The organism is Streptomyces sp. CA-294286 (genome assembly GCF_050947155.1).
Classification (GTDB): domain Bacteria; phylum Actinomycetota; class Actinomycetes; order Streptomycetales; family Streptomycetaceae; genus Streptomyces.
This window is the reverse complement of record NZ_CP192005.1, coordinates 6243151-6267427: the sequence shown is the minus strand read 5'-3', so window position 1 is coordinate 6267427 and position 24277 is coordinate 6243151. Positions and strand designations below refer to the sequence as shown.

The window sequence follows — 24277 nt, the reverse complement described above, 5'->3', positions numbered from 1 at the left end:
CGGACCGCAGGCCCGCCGCATCGGTGTTCCGCCGGGCATCCGTCAACTCGGCTGCGCCTTCTTGTTCGGCAGCAGGAAGACCAGTACGGCGGCGAGCACCGCGATGGCGAACGTGGTCAGGGAGGACATGGCGAACGCGTGCCCCGCGGCCTCCGTCCGCCCGTCGGACTCGGGACGGAACGAGTTGAAGAAGACGGCCCCGATCACCGCGACGCCCAACGCCCCACCGACCTGCTGGGCGGTCGAGAGGACGCCGGACGCCGTCCCCACGGTCTCCGGGGCGATCCGGCTCAGGACCGTGTTCAGCAACGGCGTGATCAGCAGTCCGCCGCCGACGCTCTGCAGCATCAGGGTGGGGATGACGATCCCCGGAGTGAGCCTGGGTCCGGAGAGAAGAACGATCGCGGTCGCCAGGTACCCGGACGCGAGCACGACCGCTCCGACCTCCAGGACGCGCCGGCCGTACTTCGGCACGAGCCGACCCGCGACCTTGCTGAAGACGAAGAAGGTCACCGCGGCCGGGGTGTAGACGAGGCCTGCGCCGAGCGCGGACATGCCGAGCCCTTCCTGCATCGCGACGGAGAGTGCGAGATAGTAGGACGTCAACAGGGCGTACACAGCCAGCACCAGGACGATCCCGAGTGAGAACGAGCGCTGCGAGAACAGGCTCAGTCGCATCAGCGGATCCCCGCCGCGCTTGTCGATGGCGCGTTCCAGCGTGACGAACACGCCGAACGCCACGACACTGGCGACGAAGCAGGCCCAGGTCCACCAGGGCCAACCCGCCTCACGGCCCTGGATGAGCGGGAACGTGAGCAGCAGCAGGGCAGCGCTCAGGGCGAGAACGCCGGGGATGTCCAGCCTTCGGGTGCCTCCCGCACGGGACTCCGGTACGTACCTCATCGCGCAGACGATCGTGATGATGCCGATCGGCACGTTGACCCAGAACACCGACCGCCAGCCGGTCCCGAACAGGTCGACGCCGATCAGCAGGCCGCCGACGAGCTGCCCGCCCATGGTCGCCAGGCCGATCACGATGCCCAGGGTGCCGAAGACGCGGTGCCGCGCCCTCTCGGCCACGACGAGCGTGATGACCGCGAAGACCTGGGGCACCATCAGGGCCGCGCCCAGACCTTGGACGATGCGCGCCCCGATGAGCGTGCCGGGGTCCTGCGCCATGGCGCAGGCCAGCGACGCCAGGGTGAAGACCGCGGTGCCCGCGATGAAGATCCGCTTGCGTCCGTACAGGTCGGCGAGCCGGCCTCCCGTGATCATCAGTACCGCGTAGGAGAGCTGGTAGCCGGCAAGGATCCACTGGAGCTGGCCGACGGAGGCGCCCAGGTCGGCCTGGATCGCGGGACCCGCCACCACCACGATGAACGAGTCGAGGATGGCCATGAACATGCCGACCATGACCACGGACACGGCGGGCCACGGCACCGCCGGGGCGGCCTCCGGTTCCACCGCTACGGCATCTGCTTTGGCATTCGTCACGAATGCATCCCCTTCTCGCCTTCCCACCGCGCACTGGACATGCCGACCCTTCGGAACGCGATCGAGTTCAACGGGTCGGCATCTGAGGCATGAGTGTACGCACGACCGTATGCTTACTTCAATCCGTGGTGCAGGTCACCTTGCGTCGGTGGGCGCGGGAACGGAGACGAGCCTGCGTCGGCCGGGGCGGCGCGTCAGCAGGAATGCCCGCGGGTCCGGTTTACGGGTGGCGCGCCAGTAGGACGTGCCGGTTCCGGGCCAGGACTGCCGGTTGAGCCCCGTGTGATCCAGGAACCAGCTGTGACAGCCGCCGGTGTTCCACACGGAGCCGGCGAGCTTGCCGTGCAGCCGTGCGTTGAACGCACGCTGCACGTCCGCACGCACCTCCATCCGGGTGGCCCGCCTCGTCCTCATCAGGCGCAGGCACTCGACGACATAGTGGAGCTGCGCCTCGATGACGAACAGGATCGACTGGGCGCCACCGCCCGAGTTCGGTCCCATCAGCATGAACATGTTCGGAAATCCCGACACCGTCGTACCCAGGTGCGCGGTCATGCCGTCGCGCCACGCCTCCTGGATGGTGACGCCGTCGCGGCCGACGATGTGCTCCGTGGCGCAGCGGTTGTCCGTGGCGAAACCGGTACCCAGGATCACCACGTCGGCCTCGTGCAACTGCCCGTCCGCCGACCTGATCCCGGCCTCGGTGAACTCCGCTATGGGAGAGGTGACCAGGTCCACGTCGGGGCGCTGCAGCGCCGGGTAGTAGTCGTTCGTGAGCAGGATGCGCTTGCACCCGATGGTGTAGTCCGGTGTCAGCTTCGCCCGCAGTTCCGGGTCGGGCACCTGCTTCCTGAGCATGCGCAGCGACGCCGCCTCCAGCACCTTGAGGAACCTCGGGTGGAGGAACGCGAGCACCGGGACCTCGTGCGTCCAGTAGGCCGCGAGGCGGTACAACCTCTGCACGAACGGCAGCGACTTGAAGAGTCTGTGCTCAAGTGCCTTCAGCGGTCGGTCGGCCTTCGGCAGCACCCAGTGCGCGCTGCGCTGGAAGACGACGGTGTGTGCGGCGGTGCCGGCGATCTCCGGGATGAACTGTGCCGCGCTCGACCCGGTGCCGACGACCGCGACGCGCTTGCCCAACAGGTCGACGGAGTGGTCCCATTGCGCCGAGTGGAACATCGTCCCCTTGAAGCGGCCCATGCCCGGGAGGTCGGGGATGTGGGGCTGGTGCAACGACCCGTGGGCCAGGACGACGACGCGCGGCCGGTACTCGCGGCCGGACCGGGTCCGTACGGTCCATCGGTCGCTCGTCTCGTCGAACTCGTAGGAGACCGCCTCGGTGTTGAACCTGATGTGCGCTTCGAGGGCGTGCTCTTTGACGACGCGTTTGATGTAGTCGAGGATCTCCGGCTGCGAGGCGTACATCCGGCTCCACGTGCGGTGGGGGGCGAAGGAGTACGAGTACATGACGCTCGCGACGTCGCAGGCGCAGCCCGGGTAGGTGTTCTCCCGCCACGTGCCGCCCACGTCGTCGGCCTTCTCCAGCACGACGAAGTCGGAGTGCCCCGCGGCGAGCAGTTTCATCGCCATGCCGAGGCCGGCGAACCCGGTTCCCACGATGAGCACGTCCGGCGTTTCGGCTGCCTCTGGTGTCGCCGGTGGGGAAGCCATCATGCGTCTCCTTACCTGCTCGGTTGCAAAGAGCGGACGCTCCATCCTCCACAACGGCTCTGACGCCGTTCTGCCCTGCGCACGACGTCGGTTCAGAGGCCCGTCAGGTGCTGTCTGGGACCATCCAGGGATTCATCGTCCGGGACGGTTGTGACGGGAGATCTGATCCCCCCTTGAGTCCTACACATCAGCACAAGACGACAGACGTCGCGCCCACGGCATCCCGGCGGTCCGGCCCGTCGGCCGAACCGGGCCGGCGCACGCAGGTCCTCGTGATCGGCGGGGGGCTCGCCGGGCTCGCGGCGGCGATCCGCTTCCGTCGCGAGGGGTGGCACGACTTCCTGGTCCTGGAGCGGGGCGCCGACGTCGGCGGCACGTGGCGCGACAACACCTATCCCGGTGCGGCGTGCGATGTGCCGTCGCACCTCTACTCGTACTCCTTCGCCCTGAACCCGGGCTGGAGCCGGTCGTTCTCCACTCAACCGGAGATCCAGGAGTACATCGCCCGTGTGTCGCGGCAGTACCGCGTCCGGGACAGGCACGTCTTCGGGTGCGAGGTGCTGAGCGCCCGCTGGGTGGAGGACGCCGCGCGGTGGGAGGTCGACACTTCGCGGGGGCTCTTCGTCGCCGATGTCCTGGTGGGGGCTTTCGGGGCCCTGTGCGAGCCGTCTCTGCCGGACATACCGGGGATCGACACCTTCGCGGGGAAGATCTTCCACTCCGCGCGGTGGGACCACGACAGCGACCTGGACGGCAGGAAGGTGGCGGTCGTCGGCACCGGTGCGTCGGCCGTGCAGATCGTTCCGGCCATCGCCTCCCGGGTCGCCGAACTCCAGGTGTACCAGCGCACCGCTCCCTGGGTGCTGCCCCGCCTGGACCGCCCCTACCTGGCGCTCGAACGGCTGGCGTGCCGGTACGTTCCCTTCTATCAGCGCCTCGTGCGCGGCGGCATCTACTGGGCACACGAGGCGCAGGCCGTCGCCCTGGCGAAGCGGCCGGCACTGATGCGGCCCGTCGGGGCGTTCGCGCGGGCCAAGCTGCGGCGCGAGGTGCCGGACCCCGCTCTGCGCCGCCGGCTCACGCCCGACTACCGCGCCGGGTGCAAGCGCATCCTGCTCTCCAACACGTACTACCCGGCCTTCCGGCAGGACCACGTCACGCTCGTCACCGAGGGCATCGCGGAGATCAAGGAGAAGTCCGTGGTCACCACGGACGGGACGGTCCGCGAGGTGGACGCCCTGATCCTGGCCACCGGCTTCCAGGTGACCGACTCCCCCACCTACCGCAGGATCCACGGCAAGGACGGCCGGAGCCTCGGCGAGGTCTTCGACACCGTGGGACGGCAGTGCTACAAGGGCACGGCGATCGCGAACTTCCCCAACATGTTCCTGCTGGTGGGCCCCAACACCGGCCTCGGCCACAATTCGATGATCTTCATGATCGAATCCCAGGTGAACTACCTGGTCGATGCTCTCGCCACCATGAAGCGACGGCGCGTCCGCTCGCTGGAGGTGCGCGCCAAGGCGCAGGAGGACTTCTTCCGGATGCTGCGCCACCGACTGTCCCGGACGGTCTGGAACGTCGGTGGCTGCGCCAGTTGGTACGTGGACAAGCACGGCGACAACACCACGATGTGGCCCGGCTTCTCCTTCGAATTCCGGCGGATCACGCGGAAGTTCGACATCGAGGCCTACCACGTCACGACCAGAGGATCACAATGACCAGGAAAGCGGAAGCCGCCGGCTTCGCAGGGAAAGTCGTCGTCATCACTGGTGCGGGGTCGGGGATCGGTCGCGCGCTCGCGCTGCGCCTCGCCGGCCTCGGCGCCGAGCTCGCGCTGTGCGACATCGACGCCGACGGTGTCGAGGCGACCGCGGTGCGGTGCGAGGGCAAGGGCGCCCGGGTCAAGGTCGACCGGCTCGACGTGAGCGAGCGGCAGGCCGTCCTGGCGTACGCGGACGAGGTCCGCGCGCACTTCGGCCGGGTCCACCAGATGTACAACAACGCCGGCATCGCCTACTACGGCGAGGTGACACAGGAGTCCTTCAAGGACATCGAACGCGTTCTGGACGTGAACTTCTGGGGGGTGGTGAACATGACCAAGGCATTCCTGCCCCACCTGATCGAGTCGGGTGACGGCCATGTCGTCAATGTCTCCAGCCTCTTCGGGCTGATCACCTACCCGGGCCAGAGCGCCTACAACGCCTCCAAGTTCGCGGTGCGCGGGTTCACCGAGTGCCTGCGCCAGGAGATGCTCCTGGCCAGGCATCCGGTCCGGGTGACCTGTGTGCACCCGGGCGGCATCAGGACCGCGGTGGCACGCAACGCCACGGCCGCGACAGGACTGGACGCGGCCGGCATCGCGCGCGCCTTCGACCGTCGACTGGCACTGCACAGCCCGGAGATGGCGGCCGACACCATCGTCGAGGGTGTCGCACGGGGGCGGGCCCGCGTCCTGGTGGGCGCGGAGGCCAAGGCCCTCGATCTGCTGGGCCGCGTCAGCCCGACGGGCTCCCAGCGGTTCGGTACCTGGATGTCCCGCCTCCTACGGATCGCCCCGCGCCCCGGGACCACCTCGTGACCGCCCTGCCGCTGCCGCTCGCCCGCGTGCTGCTGCACCCGGGATTCCGCCTCGTCTTCCACCCCCGCCTGCCGTTTTCGGCGCAGCGGGCGCTGCTGAACGCTTTCGCCCGGCTGCAACCGCTGCCGCCGGGCACCGCCGTACAGGCCCTCCACCTCGGCGACCGGCCCGCCGAACGGGTCAGCGTCGGGCCGGCGTCCGGGCCCGGCGCCGTGCTCTACCTGCACGGTGGCGGACACACCGTGGGATCGCCCGCCACCCACCGGTCGCTGGCCGCGCACCTGGCCCGCGAGATCCGCCGGCCCGTCTACCTGCCGGACTACCGCCTCGCCCCCGAGCACCCCTGCCCGGCGTCCACGCAGGACGCGTTCGCCGCGTTCGAAGCGCTGACGACCCTGGAGGGCCACTCCCCCGACACCCTCGTCCTGGCCGGTGACTCGGCGGGCGGCGCCCTCGCCCTGGCCACCGCGCAACTCCTCGCCGCCGAGGGCCGCCGGCCGGCGGCCCTCGTGCTGGTCTCCCCCTGGACGAACCCGAACCTGGTGGCCGACCGGAGCAGAGACCTCGTGATCAACCGCCGGTGGGCGCGGGCCTGCGCCGGCGCCTACCTGGGCGGGGGCGACGCCTCCGACGCCCGGTACGCCCCCTCGCTCGGTCCGCTGGCGGGACTGCCGCCGACCTACCTCCACGCGAACACCCGCGAGCTTCTGTACACGCAGTGCCTCGACCTGGCCGTGGCCCTGCGGCGCGCGGGTGTCCCTCTCCGCTACGCGGAGAGCGCCGTCCTGTGGCACGCGGCACAGGCACAGGCGGGACTGGTGAAGGAGGCAGCCGCGTCGGTGCGGGAGATCGGCGCCTTCCTGACGGCGAACTGGGCGCGCGGGCGGGCCGGGTCCGCCGACCGCGACGTGGCACGCTCCTCCTGAACGCGGGCGCCCCGCATCCCGGCCGGTAGCGGCCTGGATGCGGGGCGCCCGCGCACGTTCAGGGTCCTGCCGGGGCCAGGCCGAGCTTCTGCGCCCACAGCACGGCGAGTTGCGAAGCCATGCCGGCTGCCGCGTCGCCGCGGAAGCGGCGGCGCGCGGGGGGCCCGGACGCCGGCGGCGGGGGCGGCGGGAGCCGGTCGGTCAGGATGCCGCCGCGCGTGGTGCAGCGGCCGAACGCGGTGGTGTCCACCCATCGGCGCACGCCGCAGGCGTCGCGAATCTCCAGTTGCAGTCGGCCCGGCAGGCCGACCGGCAGCCGCGTCCTGTCCTTGTGGTCGATGATCCGGGCTCCGGTGGCGGTGCCGTTCGGCACATCGGGCAGCGTCTCCCACAGTGCGGCGAGCGCGCCGGGTGCGCGCACCACCCGCGCGGGCGGGGCGAAGCTGATCGAGCCGACCGGGGCGGACGGGTCGGCGACGGCCGCCGCGAGCAGCTCACCGTAGTGGCGGGCGAGCAGCCGCACCGTGGCCTCGTCCAGAAGTTCCTCCGCGTAGCGCAGGACGAGGTCCGTCGCGGTCACGTCGAGGGACAGGTCGCCCGAGGCCGGCCTCGGGCCTCCGTGCGCCAGCAGCGGCGTGACGTCGGTGACCCCGACACCGGGCAACGTCAGCGGCACGGATTCGCCGACCACCCGGAAGGAGAACCGGGTCGGGCACGTCGGTGCACTGTCCCGGGCGAGGCCCTGCTGGGCGGCCTCGCGCACGAGGAGCGCGTCGAAGGGCTCGTCGGAGCGGTACGCGCGACGCAGCAACGCGACCGGCTCGGCCGGGCCATGGCCCGCGTGTGGGGCCGGCGTCGGATCGGGGGTGGCGCGGTGCGCCATCAGGACGGTGACCTCCCGCATTCCTGACCACCGCGCGAGCAGCACCTCCAGTCCGGCGAGCAGGACGACGCAGCGGGGCACCCGGCACCGGTCCGCCAGGGCCTCGACACCCGCGCGTACCGCTGGGTCCCACCGGTGGCGCACCACGGCGGCGGTGAAGCGATCCGCCGCGGGGCGCGGCAGCGGGGGTAGGGGCGGATGGCCGCGGAGCCGACCCGCGGCGCGGCCGTCCCTGCGTGGCGGCAGGAACGGAGGCGCCGTGTACGCCTCGCGCGCGTACAGAGCGCCGAGTTCGCGGCGGAAGACGCCCTCGGCCCTGCCGTCCCACGGGCTGCGCCCGGCGGAGACGACGAGCACGTGCTCACGGGTGCCGAGGCGGAACAGTTCAACGCCCGGCCGCGGCGGGGCGCCCGGGTGGGGCGGGGTGGCCGCACGCGCGGCCAGCAGCTCGCGGATCGCGGACAGGTCCGGCACGTCGGCGACGACCGGGGGCGCGGACGGCTCCGCGCCGCCCCGGTCGGTGAGCGCGCCGAGAGCCCGCTCCAGTGCGCCGATGTCCAGCGCCCGGTCGAACCGCCAGGCGCGGGCGAGCACGTCGAAGGTGTGGCGCGGTACCGGCTGCGCCGCCGGGCGGCGTGCGCGGTCCGCGGAGACCGGGACGGCTTCGGCCATGTGACACTCCCTCCTGCCTGACGCCTGGGCGGTGCCGTGCGGCCGTCGCCCCTACTTCGGGAGGTCGGCGGCTCCGCGTCGGGTGCCGGCACGCACCGTCGCCCAGTACTCGGCGACGCGGGCGGAGATGTTCGCCGCGGTGTTGCGGGCGGTGGTGGCCACGAACGGCTCCAGCGTCTTCGCGATCGCCCTGCCGGCGATTCCGCCGGGCAGCGTGAACTCGATGCGGAATTCCACGGTGCTGTGCGTCGCGTCGACGGCGGCGAAATCGAATGTCGTGGACGAATCCATGCCGGACACCGAGGTGTAGGCGATGCGGACGTCCTTGTGCCATTCGACGGTCTCGATGGTCGACTTCACGGTGGACGGGCCGATTTTCGCCACGGCTTCGTAGATCGATCCGGGGCCGTGGTCGAGAGCGCCGACCGGTCGGTAACTCGTCATTCCGTGCCAGTACTCGGTCACGTTCCGGTAGTCGTCCAGATAGGCGAAGGTGACGTCGAGTGGGGCGTTGCAGGTCGCGACGAAACGGACTTCGGTCACAGCGGGATCCGTTCTGTGCTCGGTGGTGCGGAGCGGAAGGAGCAGGATTCGAACCTGCGAGGGCGTGAGCCCGACCGGGTTTCCCCGGACCTCGTTAGGCCGCTTCGAGTACCCTTCCCACAGTGGTTCTCTCACAGGATGTTCGTCGCCCGCACCACGCTCCACAGAGAACGCGGCGATATTCCTCCGTCGAAGGCGAAGTATTCGGGCAGCACGACGTTCGGATACCACTTCGACTTGTATTCGAGTTGGCTCTTCGCGGGATAGACGCGGTCGCCGTACTCGGCGATCAGACGGATCATCCGGGTGGCGGCACGGCTCGCGGTCGGCAGCCGGTGGGCTTCTTCCAGGCCCGTGAAGGGGGTGAAGCCGAAGTGCAGCCAGGGCGCTCCCAGGGCCCGGACGTGGTCGATGGCGTGGGAATTGATCGCCTCCATGACGCCAGGTGGGCATTCCGGCAGCCGCCGGCTGAGGTCGTGCAGCCAGCCCGGACGTGATCCGTACACCGGGCTGTAGGAGACGTAGCCGACCGCGGCGCCGTCGATCCTCCCGAGGAACAGCTTCCGCAGGGGCTGCCACGGTCCGCCGATCTCGCCGGTCAGGAACGTCAGTTCCTTGGTGTGCTTGCCCTTCTCCCGCAGCCACCTCGCGTCGATGTCCGCGATCTCGTCGGCGACCGCGGCGGCGTCGACCACGGAGACTTCCAGTCCGGCGCGCCTGGCACGTGAGATCTTGTTCCGCAGCCGTACGAAGCGCTTGCCGCGCAGGCTGAAGTCCGTGAGTTCCACGGCATAGGAGGCCCCGACCTGGTTCACGGTGAGTCCCAGTTCCGCGAACAGTTCGGCGTCCTCGCGCTGGAGTTGCACACCGACGACCCGGCGGCCTTCGCGATGCGCGTGCTGGAGGAACCGGGTCTGCAATTCCTTTCGGTCCGATGTGCCGGTGAACGGCCCGCCGAACTGGATCCACCGCCGACCGTGCGTGCGGTAACAGATGTATCCCTCCACGCCGGTGCAGGTGAAGTACTCGTTTCCCTGGTTGAGGGCGAGGAACGCGCTCGGATTGTCGGCGTACCGCTCAAGGGCGGACACCAGCGAGGCGTGCCCCTGCGGTCGGAGCGAATCGGGCACCTTCATGCGCTGTCCCCACGGTCGGCGATGCGTTGGAGAAGACGTTAGCGACCCTCTCTGACGTCCGTCCGACGTCACGTCCTGCGGGACGTCAGGGGCGTTTCAGAGCCGCCGTCGACACTGCGGTGATGCACCACTGACGCAGGAGGCTCCACCGCCACCGAGTTGTCATCGGAATCCAGATTGCAGAGGCCACTTTGACAGCGAACGTCGATTCCCAACTCATACCTTCTCTGAGCAGTTACGTACGCGGAAAGGACGTGGAGAGCGGCCAGTGGGTGTACGTGCTCTCCGCGCGAGCCGTCCTGGACGATTCGTTCGCCAGCCTGAGCCTGAAGAGGAAACTGGAGTCGGGCAGGATCTCGCCCGCCGAGGTACCGGAGGGCGTGATCGCCGGCCGGGTCGCGGTCGCCGACAAGGAGACGTCCCTGGACGCCCTGACCGCTGCGGCGGAGGCGACCAGGGTCTGGCGTTCGGTACCGCTCACGACACGTTTCGACGGCTGGATGGAGCTGCTGCGCGCCACCATTCGTGAGCACGGCGACGAGCTCGTCCGGCTGCTGACCCTGGAGGGTCATCCTCTGGAGCTCGCCAAGTGGGAGATCTCCGGGATGCGCGAGCTGACCCGCGAGGAGACGACGGGGTACCTGCGCGGGCAACTGTGGCAGGAGTTCGCCGTCGACGGGCGTCGCAACATCGTCCGGCGGCAGGCCGACGGTGTCGTGTGCATCACGCCGCCCGCCAACGCGCCACTGGTCAGCGCGCTCCTGGGCACCATGTGCATCCCCGGGGGCAACGCGGCCGTCGTACGCGCCCCGCGCACGGCGCCGTTCGGCGTGACGTACGCACTGCGCCACCTGATCGCGCCGATCCTGGACGAGATCGGTGCCCCGCCGGGGCTCCTCAACATCGTGTGCGGGCACCCCGGGCCGATGCTGGACTCCTGGATCAACAGTCCGCTGGTGGACGACATCATGTACTTCGGTGACGTTCCCAGCGGCCTCAAACTGGAGGGCAGGTGCATCGAGGCCGGCAAGAAGCCGATCCTCGAACTGGCCGGCAACGACGTGGTCCTGGTCTGGAAGGACGCGGACCTCGACGGGGCCGCCGACGCGCTCGTGGAGAGCTTCTACGGCTCCGGCCAGCTCTGCATGATCCCCAATCAGGCGGTCGTCCACCCGGACGTGGCGGACGACTTGATCGCCCGCGTCGTGGAGCGGGCGAAGGCCCTGCGCCCCGGTTACCCGGACGAGGAGGGCGTGCTGCTCTCCCCCGTCCTGCGGCACGACAAGTTCCACCAGTTCCTGGCCGATGCCGTCGAGCACGGCGCGACGGTCGTCACCGGCGGCCACGGCATGCAGATCGACGGACAACGGGACAGCTCCGGCTTCTTCCTCGAACCGACGGTGCTCAGGGTCGACGGACTGCGCGGCGCACGCGAGGCGGACGTGGTCAGGCACGAGACGTTCTTCCCCCTGCTGCCGATCGTCGTCCCCGAGCACGCCGACGACGACACCCTGCTCGACGGCCTCGTGGAGTTCGTGAACACGAACCTGTACGGGCTGCGGAACTCACTGTGGGCGCGGGACGAGTCGGTGATCGACCGGTTCGTGTCCGAGACGGTCAAGGGCGGGCTCCTCAAGATCAACGACTCGCACATCGCCTTCACCGCTCCGCTGCCCTCGCACGGCGGCACCGGGCTGACCGGTGGGGCCTTCGGCGAGGCCAACTACCCCGTGCTGCGGACCACGCACCTCCAAGGGGTGTCCATCGTCGCGAACGGTTCCGCGCGACCGTCCAGGGAGGAACGCGATGCGCACGCTTGACGAGGCCCGCGAGGTCTGTGAGAGGTACCTCCCGGGTCTCCTGGGCAAGCTGTCGGAGATCCCGCTCGCCGAGTTGGAGAAGCCCGGCAACCGCGGCCTGGAGCTGTTCCGGGAGAGCGGCGGCCCGGCCCTGGTCATCCCGAAGAGCTACTCGGGAGCGGGCGCCTCCCCTCTGGAGGCGATCCAGGTCACCCGCGCGATCGGGGCGGCCGCGCCGTCCCTGGCCGTGGCCTCGACGATGCACCACTTCTCCGTGGCGACCATCTTCACCCTCGCCGAGAGCCTGCGGTCCAGCGGTGTCGAATGGGCGCTGCTGGAAGGCATCGCCACGCAGAACCTCCTGGTGTCCTCGGGGTTCGCCGAGGGGAACCCCGGACAGGGGATCCTGTCGCCCACCGTCGGCGGGGTGCGCAAGGACGGCGGCATCGTCGTCAACGGGTCGAAGCGCCCGTGCAGCATCTCGCGTTCCATGAACCTGCTGTCCGCCAGCGTCTCGGTGCCCTCCGAGGACGGCGGCTCCGAGACGGTGCTGATGCTCGTGCCGGCGGAGACGCCCGGCGTGTCCGTTCACCCGTTCTGGGGCAGCAACGTGCTGGCCGGGGCGGAGAGCGACGAGGTCCGGCTGACCGACGTCTTCGTCGACGACCGGCTGCTGGTGCCCACCGACGTCGGTGAACAGGGCGAGCTCGACGAGTTGCAGACCGTCGGTTTCATGTGGTTCGAGATGCTGATCACCTCCTGCTACCTGGGAATGGCCAGCGCTCTGGTCGAACGGGCCTTCGCGAGCCGGAAGCTGAGCGCGGAGCAGACGGCGGAGCTGGGCGTGCGCATCGAGAGCGCGGCGCAACTGCTGGAGGGGATCGCCCGGCAACTGACCGCCAAGGAGGGCGACAACGCCGCCCTCACCAAAGCCATGATCGCCCGCTACGGCGCCCAGGAGGCGATCGTCGACACCGCGAAGCGGGCGGTCGAGGCCCTGGGCGGCATGGCGTTCATCTCGTCGCCCGACGTGGCGTACCTCGCCGCGGCCTGCCACTGCGTGAGCTTCCACCCGCCGTCCAAGGCCGGCACCAGCCGGGCGCTGGCAGCGAATTTCGCCGGCGACGTTCTCAGGTTCCAGTGAGGTAGCAGATGGCCGACACAGCAGGCACGGACAACGCGCCGGTCACCGGCGACACGTCGGCGCCCGCCCCCGCGTGGGCGGCGGACGACGCATGGGTGGGGTCGGCGTACCGACGCACGATGAGTTCGGGCCGCGCCCGCCTGGCCGACGTGCTGGGCGGTCAGGTGGAGGTGGAGTCGTCCGGCGCGTGGATCACCACGAGCCGGGGACAGCGGATCCTGAACGTCGGGGGGTACGGGGTCTTCATCACCGGTGCCCGCCACCCCACCGTGGTGCGCGAGGTCGAGCGGCAGCTGCGCACGCATCCGATCGGCACCCGGATCTTCCTCGACCCGACGGCCGCGCGGGCAGCCGACCTCCTGACGTCGGTGACCCCGCCAGGACTGAACCGCGTGCACTTCTCCGGATCAGGTACGGAGGCCGTCGAGGCGGCCATCAAACTCGCCCGGCTCAATGGGCGTCGGCGCCTGGTGTCGATGACGGGCGGTTACCACGGCAAGACCATGGGCGCCCTGTCGGTGACCGCGAGGGCGACGTTCCAGGAGCCGTTCCGGCCGTTGCTGCCGGATGTCGAGCAGGTGCCGTTCGGCGACGCCGAGGCACTGACGCGGACCCTGAGCCGGTATCCGGGCGAGGCCTGCGTGATCGTCGAACCGGTGCAGGGCGAGGCCGGAGTGGTGATCCCGGCCCCCGGCTACCTCCGGGCGGTGCGCGAGGCGTCCACCCAGTACGGTGCGCTGCTCGTCGTCGACGAGGTGCAGTCGGGTCTCGGCCGGCTCGGGGCGTGGTGGGGGTGCGACGCCGAGGGCGTCAGTCCGGACATCCTGCTCTCGGGGAAGGCGCTGGGCGGTGCGGTGATCCCGGTCGCCGCGACCATCGCGACGGAGGAGACCTTCTCCGTCCTGGACCGCGACCCGATCCTGCACACCTCGACGTTCTCAGCCGCGCCGATCGCCATGGCCGCCGTGTGCGGCGCGATCCTGGCGATCCGGCAGGACGCCCTGGTGGAGCGGGCCGCCGCGCTCGGCGCCCGGCTCACGCCGGAGCTGGAGCGGATCATGACCACCTACCTGCCGCACCACCCGTACGAGGTGCGTGGCGCGGGCCTGCTGATCGGGGTCGAGTTCGCGGACCCGGCCATGGCGGCGGACCTCTTCATGGCGCTCGTCACCCACGACGTCATCGCGAACCTCTCGCTCAACTCCGACCACGTGGTGCGGCTGACGCCGCCCGCGACGATGACCGACTCCGATGTGGCCTTTCTTTTCGACCGGTTCGAGCGGGCGGCCAAGTCGGTCGCCGAGCGGAACCCCGAGTACGAGGTGGCGGCACATGCGTAGCCTGGAACTGACCTTGCAGTCCTTCACCGCGGACGCGGATCTCGCGTACCGGCGCATCACCGACTTCGAGAAGTACCCGGAGTTCGTGGACGAGGTGCGTTCCGTCGTCGTCCACGGGGACAAGGGCGACGAACCGCTCGTCAGCGAGTGGGACATCCTCTTCCGCAACGGTCCGCTGCGCTGGTCCGAGGTGGACTACCTCCAGCCCGAGCTGCGCCGGATCGTCTTCGAGCAGACCTCCGGGGACTTCGACGTCTTCCGGGGTTCCTGGCGGGTGGAGCCCCTCGTGGGCGGCTGCGAGGTGACGTTCGAGGCCACCTTCGACTTCGGCATCCCCAGCCTGGCCGGTGTGCTGGAGCCCATCGCGACGAAGGTGCTCAAGGAGGCCATCGCCACCATCGTCCACCGGCTGCTCGGCGAGGCGCACGTCGTGGGCGATCCGGCGACGGCCATGGCAGTGACCGCGCGGCTGGGCGCCCGCCGCGAGCCCGACACCGCCCTGTCGGCGTAGATGGACCACGTGAACCGGTTCGAGAGCCGGGTGACCTTCCAGCTCCTGCGGGCGGAGTACGCCGTCGCGCTCGTCGCGTGCGTGGTGCTCTTCCTGCTGCACCTGTCGGAGGTGCGCTGGTGGGTCGCGGTGCTGCTGTTCGTCTACATCGACCTGATCGGCTACCTCCCCGGGGCGATCGCCTTCCGGCGCGCCAGGGACGGACGGATCCCGAAGGTCTACTACGTCCTCTACAACACCATGCACAGCTTCGTCACGCACGCCGTCGTCCTGGGCGTCTGGGCGGCGGCCGCGGGCTTCGAATGGGCCTTCCTCGCCGTGCCGATCCACCTGTGCGGCGACCGCGCGCTCTTCGGCAATTTCCTGAAGTCCTTCAGGGTGCGGTTCGAGCCGGTGGCGGTCCCCGCGTTCGTGGAGTTCGAGGAGCGTGTCGTCGCGCAGCACACCGCGGAACATTCGACGCCCGAACGGGTCTGAGGTGAGGAACACATGTCCGTGAGCAGTGAACGCCCGCTCATCATCGGCGCGGGGCCGGGTGGCCTCGCGGTGGCCTGGACGCTCAAGGAGGCCGGTCTCGATCCCCTGCTCATCGACCGGGAGAAGATCGCCTGCTCCAGTTGGCACGCCTACTACCCGTCGCTGCGGATGAATTCGTGGCGCCGGCTCAGTTCGCTGCCCGGGATGCGGCTCTCCGCGGAGTTCGGCCCCTGGCCGATGCGCAACGACTTCCTCGCCTACATGAAGAAGTACGTCGAGGTCCTCGACCCGGACGTGCGTTACGGGACCGAGGTGCACCGCGTCGACCGGGAGGCGGGCCGCTGGGCGGTCCGGACGTCGGGCGGCGATCTGCACGCGCGTGACGTCGTCGTCGCGACCGGTCTGCACCGTAAACCCTTCGTGCCGGACTGGCCCGGACTGGACGAGTTCGAAGGCGATTTCCTGCACGCCCGGTCCTACACCGTGCCCGACCCCTTCGTCGGCAAGGACGTCCTGGTGGTCGGCTGCGGCCCGACGGGCATCGACATAGCCGTGGCCGTGGCGAACGCCGGAGCGTCCCGTGTGCGGATGTCCATCCGCAACATGCCGGTGCTGTTCAAACTCAGCCCGACCACGTCGTTGCTCTGCCAGGCCATCAAGCACGGCCCGCTGCCGCACGCCCTGGTCGACCGGGCCAGCCTGCTGATGCACAGGATGCAGTGGGGCGACCTGTCGGCGTACGGTCTGGCCGCGCCCAAAGAGGGCACGATGGCGGGCGTGGCCCGGATCGGCCACTCGTACGGGGCCATCGACCGGGGGCTGATACCCGCCGTGCGGGACGGGTCGATCGAGGTCGTCAAGGGTGTCACCGGGTTCGACAAGAAGGCCGTGCTCCTCGAAGACGGCGCGAGCATCAAGCCCGACGTCGTCATCGCCTCCACCGGTCAACGGCCCGACATGGAACGCTTCCTGGGGCACCTCGGCGTCCTGGCACAGCCGGGCGGCCGTCCCCTCGTCCACGGCGGCAGGACCGCACCGCACGCGCCGGGCCTGTACTTCCAGGGCTACCGGCTGCCTCCCGGTCAGCTGCCCGACATGGCGGTCGACGCCAGGGCGATCGCCCGTGCCATCACCGGGGGCCCGCGGTTCTCCCTCGCCAAGGTGCGCGGGAGGCTCCGGTGAACGGCTCGCGGACCCCTTGGGCGAGCGGCGAGGACACCGCTCCGCGCCCCCGCCTGCACGGCCGCCTGCGCTGCGACGTCGCCGTCGTGGGCGCGGGGCTGACCGGGTTGTCCACCGCGGTCGAGCTCCTCGCGCTCGATCCCGGTCTGCGGGTCGTGGTGGTGGAGGCGGACCATGTGGCGGCCGGGGCGAGCGGCCGGGGCACCGGGCTGCTGGGCCCGCGGGTGGGGCCGCCGCTGCGCGTGGCCCGCCGACGGTACGGCGACGACGTGGCGCGCGCCGCGCACCTGTGGTCGCTCGCGGCGGTCCAGTACGTCCTGGAGCTGGTGCGGCGTCACGAGATCGCGTGCGACCTGACCCCGGGGAGCCAGCTCGTCGTCGCCACCGACGAGGAGGCCGCCGAGGAACAGCGGCGGGAGGCCGATGCCGCCGGCGCCCTGGGGCTGCCCGTGGCGCTGGTCGAGCGGGACGCGCTGCCCGCCGTCGCGGCCCGCCATCTCTGCGGACTGCGCTACGGCGAGGCCGCGACCCTGGACCCGTCCGCGCTCACCGCTCAGCTCGCCAGGATCGGCGAGCAGCGCGGCCTGACCGTCTTCGAACGCAGTCCGGTGCGCGCCGTCCGGCGGGGGCTGCTGACCACGCTGTCGACCGACGGCGGCGAGATCGTCGCCGATCACGTCGTCATGGCGGTCAACGCGTTCGGCACGGTGCCCGCCGCACCGGCGGGGGTGATCGGTGTACGGGTGCAGGCCGGGGCGACCCGCAAGCTCCCGCAGGAGGCGCTCGCGGCCTTGGACGGGTTGCGCTCCGAGCCCCTCATCGAGCACGGGGAGTTGTCGCCGTACTTCCGGCTCACGCCCGACGGGCGGCTGGTGGTCGGCGGCGGTGCGGTGCGGCGGGGCTCCTTCGGCTCGGTCGCGCCTGCTCCCGGACGGCTGCGGGCCGCGGTGCGGGCCCTGTCCCCGGCGCTCGCCGACATGGAGATCGAGTCCTCGTGGGCGGGACCGGTCGCCATGACGCGCGACGGGCTTCCGATCGTCGGCCGGCACCGCGAGGACCCCGGCCTGTTCCACGCCGGGGGGTGCAACGGGCACGGGCTCGCGGTTTCGGCGTACAACGGCGCCCATCTGGCGCGCTGGATCGTCCTGGGCGCGGGGGACGACATGTCGTTCGCCCTGCCCTGGGTGCGGTCGAAGGGGCCGTGGGTGCCCCGTGGGCGCCTCGTGAACCGGGTGCTCGACCGCTACCTGGCCCATCTGACAGCCGCGGCCGAACGGCCGCCTGCACCGGGCTCCGGTCCGGTCGCCGCGCCGGCCGGACGGCCGGAGCGGCCACGCGCGACGGACGGAGAAGGCTCATGAGCGGGATCGGGCGTGACAACGGGAGCGCCAACGAGCGGTTGATGACGTCGGCGTCGATCAGCAACGTGTCGATCACCGAGTCGATGGACCGGATGCCTCCGGGGCCCTCGGAGTCGGTGCTGCGGCAGACCATCAGGTTCCGCCGGGGGCGCCAGCACTACCTGCCGATGATGCACGACCGGTACGGGGACATCGTGACCCTGCGGGTCGCGCCGGGGGGCCCGTTCGTCATCCTGCGCGATCCGGAGCACATCAAGGAGGTGTTCCGGGGCGCGCCGGAGCTCTTCCACGCGGGCGAGGGGAACTCGCTCCTCGTACCCATCGTCGGGCGTCACTCGCTGCTGACGCTGGACGCCCCCGACCACAAGCCGGCGCGCAAACGGATGATGCCGCCGTTCCACCACGACCGGATCGCCGCGCTGACGGCGACGATGCGGGAGATGGCCGAGCAGGAGGCGCGCAGTTGGCCGATCGGCGAACCGGTCCGGCTCCTGGACCGGGCGTACGCGCTCACCCTGGAGATCATGGTCCGGGTGGTGTTCGGCGTCGACGACCTGCGGCGGGCGGCCGAACTGAGCGCGGCCCTGCGCCAGGTGTCGGACATCGGCCTGTCGGACATCCTGGTGTGGATCCGCCCCGAGCTCGGCAGGATCTGGCCGTGGCGCCACGTGGTGCGCAATCTTGAGCACGCCGACGCGCTGATCCACGCGGAGATCGCCCGGCGCCGCCGCGACCCCCTGCGGGCGCAGCGCACCGACGTCCTGTCGATGCTGGTGGAGAGCGAACCCGACGACGAGGTCGTGCGCGACGAGGTGATGACGCTGCTCGTGGCAGGGCACGAGACGACGGCGGTCGCGCTCGCCTGGCTCTTCGAGCGGCTGCTGCGCCATCCCGACGTGCTGGCGCGGGTCCGCGAGGGGCTCGACGATCCCAAGGACGCGTACCGGACCGCCGTCTTCAAGGAGGCGCTGCGGATCCGTCCGGTGATCCACAACGTTGCCCGGCGGCTCACCGAGCCGATCGAGCTGGGAGGTTACCGTCTCCCGGCCGGCGTCGCGGTGCTGCCCTCCGTCGGGGCCGTGCAGTGCGATCCGCGGTTGTGGGGCGCCGACGCACGGCGTTTCCGCCCGGAGCGTTGGCTGGAGGGCTCGCCGCCGCAGAACGCCTGGATCCCGTTCGGGGGCGGCGTACGCCGGTGCATCGGTGCCATGTTCGCCCAGGTCGAGGTCGAGACCGTGCTGGCGGGGGTACTGCGGTCGGTGGATCTGAGGGCCGTCGACCCCGGCGACGAGGGCAGCGCCATGAAGCACATCACCATGATCCCCAAACGGGGAGCACGCGTCAGCGTCGTGCGCAGGCTCCCTTCGTAGCGACGTCGTCGGTCCGCACGAGCATGCCGAGAAGCAGCAGGAGAGGTCGGAACATGACACGAGGTCTGCGCGTCGCCGTGGTGGTCAACCCGGCGGCAGGTGGCGACGAGGATCGGATGGTGTCCGCTCTGGAGGCGGTCGGCACCGCCGAGGTGCGCGCGGTACGGACGACCGCCCCTGGCGACGCCCGCGACATCGCGTACAAGCTGGCCGGCGCGGCGGAGCCGCCCGACCTGATCGTCAGCGTGGGGGGTGACGGCACGGTCTGCGAGGTGGCCACCGGCCTCTTCCGCGCCGGTGAGGCGGGCGCCGGTGAGGCTCCGCCGCTCCTGGTCGCGCCGGGCGGCACCGGGAACTCGGTGTACCGCGGGCTGTGGAACGACGAACCGTGGGAGACGGTGGCCGCGCGCGCACTGCGCGGCGGGGCGAGCAGCCGGACGATCGACCTGGCCCGGATCGAGCAGAACGACCACGTCGTGGTGCTCGGCTCCGGCAGCGGGCTGTTCGCCGCGACCTTGCTGGCCGCGCGGAACCGGCCGGAGAAGGGCCGGGACCTGTTGATGGCGGCCGCGCTGGCCGCCATGGAGGACCACGAGCCCTACCCGGGGCGGGTGACCGTGGACGGGAGGGTCCTCCACGAGGGCGGCGTCGTCGAGACGATCGTCGGCGGCTTCCGTTACCGCGGCGGACTGTTGAACCTGGTCCCCTCGTCGCTCGTCGACGACGGGCTGCTCGACGTCACCGTGGTGACCTCGGCCGTGGACATGCACGCCTTCGCGCAGGCCGCCGTCGAGGGCGACGTGCACGACGTCCCCGGCATCCTGTGGGGGCGCGGGGAGCGGATCGGCATCGCGGACACCAGCGGGCAGGCGCTGCTGTTCGAGCACGACGGCGAGGTCATGCCGCGGCGTACCTCCTCCTACGACATCCGCGTCGTCCCCTCGGCGCTGACCGTGCTGGCGGCGGCGGACGCGTCGCCGTGGTTCAGGGAGGGCTGACCCGTGCGGGGTGTCGGTTCCCTGCGGACGGCGGAGGCGGCGCCGAGCGATGCGTCGTGCCGCGCGTACTTCCGCAAGCTCACGGCCGGCGTGGCCGTCGTGACGGCGTGCGGCGACTCCGGGTGGTCGGGGACGACCGTGAGCACCCTGACGAGTGTGTCGCTGGACCCGCCGATCGTGCTGTGCTGCGTCTCCGCCGGGTCGCGCACGGTGGCCGCGATCCGGCACGCCGGGCGCTTCGCCGTCCATCTTCTGGCCGAGGACCAGCCGTACCTGTCGGACCGGTTCGCCCGCCCGCCCAGCGACGGTTCACGGTTCGAGGACCTGGGCCACGAGGTCCGGCTGGTCCGCGGCGCCCCGGTCATCGCGGGGACGCTGACGATCGGCTGGTGCGACGTGTACTCCCTCGACGAGGTCGGCGATCACGTCGTCGTGTACGGACGGCTGACCGCCGTGCACGTCGGCGACGGGCGACCGCTGCTGTGGCACGAGCGCGACTACCGCGCGCTGGAGGAACGGACCGGTTTCGCGAGCGGCACGGCGCGGGCGCTCTCCGTGCCGCCGCCGGAGGGGGGAACGCACACATGACGTCCACGAGAACGGGCACCGCCGCGCCGGCTGCGCCCGAAGACGATCCGGGGGCGAGCCTGACCACCCGACTGGCCGCCTGGGCCCGGACAGTGACGTACGAGGACATCCCCCCGCACACCCGGGCGCTGGCGCGCAGTCAGCTCGTCTCGAACCTCGCGGCCGTGCGCGGTTCGCTGGACCACCCGGTCGGCGCGAAGATCGTCAACGCTTTCGGCCCTCCGCTCCAGTCCGACGCCGGGCGGTCCGCCTACGTCCTGGCGGCCTTGGCGACGGCCCTCGACTTCGACGAGGTGGCCTACTCGGGGCACGTGTCCGCCGGCGCGGTGAACGTCGCGATCGCGGAGGCGGTACGGGGCGGCCTCGACGGCGGGTCGTTGCTTACCACGATCGTCGTCGCGAACGAGTGCGCGGCACGCGTTTCGGCCGCCACGATCCTCAGCCCCTTCTTCCGCGGCCAGACGAACACGCACTGCCACCTGGCGAGCGCGGCGGTCGCCCGGCTGCACGCCCGCCGCGCATCCGAGCGGGAGTGGACGGCGGGACTGGGCATGGCGTTCGGAATCCTGGCCGTCCCCCTTCACCACGCTGTCGTCACCAGCGACGTCAAGGCCCTCGGCGCGGCGGCGCCGATCCGCCTGGCGCTCGACGCGTGCGACGCCGCGGCGCACGGGCTGGCGGGGCCGGACACGATTCTCGAAGACCCCGAGGGGCTGTTGGCACAGTTGTCGGCCGTGCCCCTGCCGGACGCGGTGACCGACGGTCTGGGGCGCCGCTGGCACACGGACACCCTGACGTACAAGCGTTTCCCGGGGAGCGCCTACCTGCACGCCGCGTTCGACTGCGCCGAACGCCTCCACCGGCGCCTCGGCGCAGTCGACGCGTCCCACGTCCGGCGCGTTGTCGTCCACGGTTCGCTGCTCACCTGGCAGATGGAACGGAAAGTCGCCCGGGACCTGCACGGCCCCGACACCGGCGTGTCCGCCGCGACCCTGTCGATCGGTTACGGCGTCGCCACGCTGCTCTCGACGGGGACCTTCGGAGTGCGGGACCTCACCCCCCGCGCGATCGGCGAGGCGGCCCGCTGGTCTCTGGCGGACAAGGTCACGGTCGAGCACGACATGCTGCTGTCGGAACGGATGGTGCGGGCGACGTCCCCGCTCGGCGAGGCCCTGCGACAGGCCGGCGACCGCGCTCTGGACTGGCCCGAACTGCACACCTGGGGCGGTGAGGACGTCCCGCGCATCCTGGCCGGGCTGGGCGCGCGGGAGGAGACGCTGGAGAACGCCACGATGGCCATCGGCGCCAGGGTTGCCGTCGAACTGGCCGACGGCACGGTCGTGACCGAGGAGTGCGAGGCGTTCATCGGTTCTGCGGGTCCGGCGACGCGCCGGGATCACCGGTCCCTCGTGCGCGAGAAGTTCCGGGCAGTCGGTGGTGCGGACGACGTGCTGTGCGACCTGGAGGGCATCGACCTCCTCGACCCGGCCGGGACGGCGCGGGTGCTGCGCCGTGCGGTGGGCGTCGAGCGGAGCTGACGGCACACCGGCGGTCAGGAGTCCGGTGGTCGGTCGAACTGCGCGACGATCGGTCCGAGTTTGACGCGCGTGGAGATCGAGAGCTTGCGGAAGATGTTGCGGAGGTGGAAGTTCACGGTGTGCGGGGAGAGGGCGAGCTGCCGTGCGACCTGCTGGTTCGTCATGCCCTGGCCCACGAGCCGGGCGATCTCGCTCTCCCTGAGACTCAAAGGGGCGATGGGCTTCGGCTGAAGGGACGCGGGGGCGGCGGTTCCCGCCGCTGCGGTGCGGCAGCTGTCGTCCGCCGCGGCCGGTGGCCGCGCGGGGACTTCGGGTTCGGTGGGCCGCAGGGCGCGCGGCGGGGACGCGTCGAGCAGGTCCGGATCGAGGGCTTCCAGGGGGGAGGGGCGGTGCGGCGCCGCGGCACCGGACGGGCGGCCACCTCGCAATCCCAGGATCGACGTCAGTTCGGGCTTCTCGCCCACCGATGCGGCCCGCGCGCTCTGCGCGGCGCTCTCCAGCAGGGTGAACCCGCGGTTGTTGTCCGCCAGCCGTTCTATGGCCCGCAGACAGCGTTCGGCAAGGGCGGTGTCCTTGGCCCGGCGCGCGATGTCGACCAGCCATGCCGGCCGTCCAGGGTCCTCGATGAAGCTCGCCGAGCCGGTGTTGAGCAGGTGCCACTTGGCGCGTATCTGCTCGGCGGCCGCCTGCGGCCCCTCCTGCTCGGCGGCGAGGGCCGTCTCCGCGAAGGCGGCGCGCGCGAGGGAGTCGGGCAGGGCGTAGTGACCGACCTTCGCGTGGAATGTCTCCAGGGCCTCGACGGCCCGGCCCCGGTCGCCGCGTGCCAGGTGGGCGGTGGCCGCGACCGAGAGGGCGAGCTTCACGCTGATGGCCGAGTTGTACTCGTCGCTGACGCGCACGGCCTGGGAGGCCGCCTCGATCGCCTGGTCGAACCGTCCTGCCTGGAGGTGCAGCACCGAGCGCAGCGCCTGGGGCAGGGACCCGAACACGTGGAGTCCGGTGCTGTCGATGAGAGTGTCCAGGTCGCGCACCACACGGTGCGCGTGGAGGGGGATGTGGATGTCGCTGAGCTTCTTGGCGAAAAGCATGTAGGCGTAGACGCGCCACAGGGGGGTCAGGTCGCGGGAGTGCTTGACGGCGATCCGGTTCAGTGAAAGTCCCTGAAGCAGGCGGCCGGAATGCCAGTGCTCGTTCGACTCGACGCAGAGAGCGGCAACTGTGAGCGCGTCCGCCTCGGTGTGCGTCGCCTCGGCCGCTTCGGCCATCCATCGCTTCCAGTCCGCGCCGATCACCGAGCCCATGAACAGCCGGAACGCGATCACGTCCCGGTATCCGGGCCTGGATCTGTCCAGTGTGTCGAGCGTCTGGTCGACCGCGGCCAGCGCGTCGTGAATGTTGCCTCGTAAGAACGCGATCCGTGCGTCGTCGAGTGTCTGGAGGATCTCGAAAGGCAACACGTCGGATCCCGAGGAATTGATGAGGTACAGAATGTCGCTCATGGACATCGGAACGACGGATTCCGAACCGGTGGAACTCGGAGCCTCCCGCGACACGCCGCCCTGTCGCCCTTCCATCTTCTCCCCCGTCGAGCTACTCGGGCCGGGCCCCCGGCGGTCCATCGCCTGTCTCCGACATCGACTCCGAACCGTCCGCACCCGCAGGAAGCACCGGGCGCGAGCTGCCGTCATGGGCGGCGATCGAGGCAACATCGCCAGGCCGACGCGGGGGGTGACGGCCCTTTCCGCGCGACCGACACTCCTCCCACCGACATGACCCCTTCGCCGGACCGCCCGGGCGATCCTAAATCGCTCGGGTGTTCAATTGCTAGACCTACCCGCAAGTCTCCAAATCTTCAGAGGAATTCCCCATGAATAAGAATGGCCAATTCTGGATTCCGGTATAATATACAAGATGCTTTTTACGCTTCTTGTCTTTAATTGCGTGATTGAAGAGGTTTCGTTCTGTCCCCGGCGGGCGGCGACGCGCATATGCGCGTGACAACCGTGGCGAACGAGGGTCGCAGAGGTGACGCGCGCCACACGACTACCGAACGAAACCGGCCC

General features: G+C 70.7%; 20 protein-coding genes and 1 tRNA gene. 14 read left to right on the top strand and 7 right to left on the bottom strand.

Features of this window, described 5'->3' with window-relative positions; translation table 11 throughout:
• Nucleotides 1–42 precede the first annotated feature (42 nt).
• Together ACQPZG_RS32425 and ACQPZG_RS32420 are read right to left on the bottom strand one after the other, a co-directional pair.
• Nucleotides 43–1494, bottom strand: a complete 1452-nt coding sequence (locus ACQPZG_RS32425) for an MFS transporter (protein WP_433549250.1) — start codon at nucleotides 1492–1494, stop codon at nucleotides 43–45.
• 135 nt (nucleotides 1495–1629) lie between these two features.
• Nucleotides 1630–3168: a flavin-containing monooxygenase gene (locus ACQPZG_RS32420; RefSeq protein WP_433549249.1), complete on the bottom strand. Its 1539-nt coding sequence runs from the start codon at nucleotides 3166–3168 to the stop codon at nucleotides 1630–1632.
• A gap of 170 nt (nucleotides 3169–3338) precedes the next feature.
• Between ACQPZG_RS32420 and ACQPZG_RS32415 the strand changes: the two genes are divergently transcribed.
• From ACQPZG_RS32415 to ACQPZG_RS32405, 3 genes are read left to right on the top strand one after another with little or no spacing between them, the layout of a single operon-like run.
• Nucleotides 3339–4886: a flavin-containing monooxygenase gene (locus ACQPZG_RS32415; RefSeq protein WP_433549248.1), complete on the top strand. Its 1548-nt coding sequence runs from the start codon at nucleotides 3339–3341 to the stop codon at nucleotides 4884–4886.
• The gene (locus ACQPZG_RS32410) at nucleotides 4883–5746 is read left to right on the top strand and encodes an SDR family NAD(P)-dependent oxidoreductase (RefSeq protein ID WP_433549247.1); all 864 of its coding nucleotides are present in this window, start codon (nucleotides 4883–4885) and stop codon (nucleotides 5744–5746) included. The genes ACQPZG_RS32415 and ACQPZG_RS32410 overlap by 4 nt, the downstream gene beginning before the upstream one ends.
• Nucleotides 5743–6672 (top strand): alpha/beta hydrolase fold domain-containing protein, encoded by a 930-nt coding sequence (locus ACQPZG_RS32405; RefSeq protein ID WP_433549246.1) that lies wholly within the window; start codon nucleotides 5743–5745, stop codon nucleotides 6670–6672. Before ACQPZG_RS32410 ends, ACQPZG_RS32405 begins: the two co-directional genes overlap by 4 nt.
• Nucleotides 6673–6730: 58 nt before the next feature.
• Here ACQPZG_RS32405 and ACQPZG_RS32400 read toward each other — a convergent pair whose 3' ends face one another.
• From ACQPZG_RS32400 to ACQPZG_RS32385, 4 genes are all read right to left on the bottom strand, one after another.
• On the bottom strand, nucleotides 6731–8227 hold the full coding sequence (locus ACQPZG_RS32400; RefSeq protein ID WP_433549245.1) for a hypothetical protein: 1497 nt from the start codon (nucleotides 8225–8227) through the stop codon (nucleotides 6731–6733).
• 51 nt (nucleotides 8228–8278) lie between these two features.
• On the bottom strand, nucleotides 8279–8770 hold the full coding sequence (locus ACQPZG_RS32395) for an SRPBCC family protein (protein ID WP_433549244.1): 492 nt from the start codon (nucleotides 8768–8770) through the stop codon (nucleotides 8279–8281).
• A gap of 33 nt (nucleotides 8771–8803) precedes the next feature.
• Nucleotides 8804–8888: transfer RNA gene (locus ACQPZG_RS32390), tRNA-Phe, on the bottom strand.
• Between the two features lie 13 nt (nucleotides 8889–8901).
• Nucleotides 8902–9906, bottom strand: a complete 1005-nt coding sequence (locus ACQPZG_RS32385; protein ID WP_433549243.1) for a bifunctional lysylphosphatidylglycerol flippase/synthetase MprF — start codon at nucleotides 9904–9906, stop codon at nucleotides 8902–8904.
• A 191-nt stretch (nucleotides 9907–10097) separates the two neighbouring features.
• On the opposite strand from ACQPZG_RS32385, the gene ACQPZG_RS32380 reads away from it, so the two are divergent.
• From ACQPZG_RS32380 to ACQPZG_RS32330, 11 genes are read left to right on the top strand one after another with little or no spacing between them, the layout of a single operon-like run.
• Nucleotides 10098–11726, top strand: a complete 1629-nt coding sequence (locus tag ACQPZG_RS32380) for an aldehyde dehydrogenase family protein (RefSeq protein ID WP_433549242.1) — start codon at nucleotides 10098–10100, stop codon at nucleotides 11724–11726.
• The gene (locus ACQPZG_RS32375) at nucleotides 11713–12849 is read left to right on the top strand and encodes an acyl-CoA dehydrogenase (RefSeq protein ID WP_433549241.1); all 1137 of its coding nucleotides are present in this window, start codon (nucleotides 11713–11715) and stop codon (nucleotides 12847–12849) included. Before ACQPZG_RS32380 ends, ACQPZG_RS32375 begins: the two co-directional genes overlap by 14 nt.
• Nucleotides 12850–12857: 8 nt before the next feature.
• Nucleotides 12858–14189 (top strand): aspartate aminotransferase family protein, encoded by a 1332-nt coding sequence (locus tag ACQPZG_RS32370; protein ID WP_433549240.1) that lies wholly within the window; start codon nucleotides 12858–12860, stop codon nucleotides 14187–14189.
• A complete protein-coding gene (locus tag ACQPZG_RS32365) occupies nucleotides 14182–14700 on the top strand; it encodes a type II toxin-antitoxin system RatA family toxin (RefSeq protein WP_433549239.1) in 519 nt (172 codons plus the stop codon). The genes ACQPZG_RS32370 and ACQPZG_RS32365 overlap by 8 nt, the downstream gene beginning before the upstream one ends.
• Nucleotides 14701–15177: a hypothetical protein gene (locus ACQPZG_RS32360; RefSeq protein WP_433549238.1), complete on the top strand. Its 477-nt coding sequence runs from the start codon at nucleotides 14701–14703 to the stop codon at nucleotides 15175–15177.
• Between the two features lie 18 nt (nucleotides 15178–15195).
• A complete protein-coding gene (locus tag ACQPZG_RS32355) occupies nucleotides 15196–16359 on the top strand; it encodes a flavin-containing monooxygenase (RefSeq protein WP_433549237.1) in 1164 nt (387 codons plus the stop codon).
• On the top strand, nucleotides 16356–17720 hold the full coding sequence (locus ACQPZG_RS32350) for an NAD(P)/FAD-dependent oxidoreductase (protein WP_433549236.1): 1365 nt from the start codon (nucleotides 16356–16358) through the stop codon (nucleotides 17718–17720). The genes ACQPZG_RS32355 and ACQPZG_RS32350 overlap by 4 nt, the downstream gene beginning before the upstream one ends.
• Nucleotides 17717–19090, top strand: coding sequence for a cytochrome P450 (locus ACQPZG_RS32345; RefSeq protein ID WP_433549235.1), 1374 nt, complete (start codon nucleotides 17717–17719; stop codon nucleotides 19088–19090). Before ACQPZG_RS32350 ends, ACQPZG_RS32345 begins: the two co-directional genes overlap by 4 nt.
• A 53-nt stretch (nucleotides 19091–19143) precedes the next feature.
• Nucleotides 19144–20088, top strand: coding sequence for a diacylglycerol/lipid kinase family protein (locus ACQPZG_RS32340; RefSeq protein WP_433549234.1), 945 nt, complete (start codon nucleotides 19144–19146; stop codon nucleotides 20086–20088).
• A 3-nt stretch (nucleotides 20089–20091) separates the two neighbouring features.
• On the top strand, nucleotides 20092–20676 hold the full coding sequence (locus ACQPZG_RS32335; protein WP_433549233.1) for a flavin reductase family protein: 585 nt from the start codon (nucleotides 20092–20094) through the stop codon (nucleotides 20674–20676).
• A complete protein-coding gene (locus ACQPZG_RS32330) occupies nucleotides 20673–22214 on the top strand; it encodes an MmgE/PrpD family protein (protein ID WP_433549232.1) in 1542 nt (513 codons plus the stop codon). The genes ACQPZG_RS32335 and ACQPZG_RS32330 overlap by 4 nt, the downstream gene beginning before the upstream one ends.
• A 14-nt stretch (nucleotides 22215–22228) precedes the next feature.
• On the opposite strand, the gene ACQPZG_RS32325 is transcribed toward ACQPZG_RS32330, so the two are convergent.
• Nucleotides 22229–23713 carry a helix-turn-helix transcriptional regulator gene (locus ACQPZG_RS32325; RefSeq protein WP_433549231.1) on the bottom strand — a complete coding sequence of 495 codons (1485 nt, stop codon included), beginning with the start codon at nucleotides 23711–23713 and terminating at the stop codon, nucleotides 22229–22231.
• Between the last annotated feature and the right edge of the window lie 564 nt (nucleotides 23714–24277).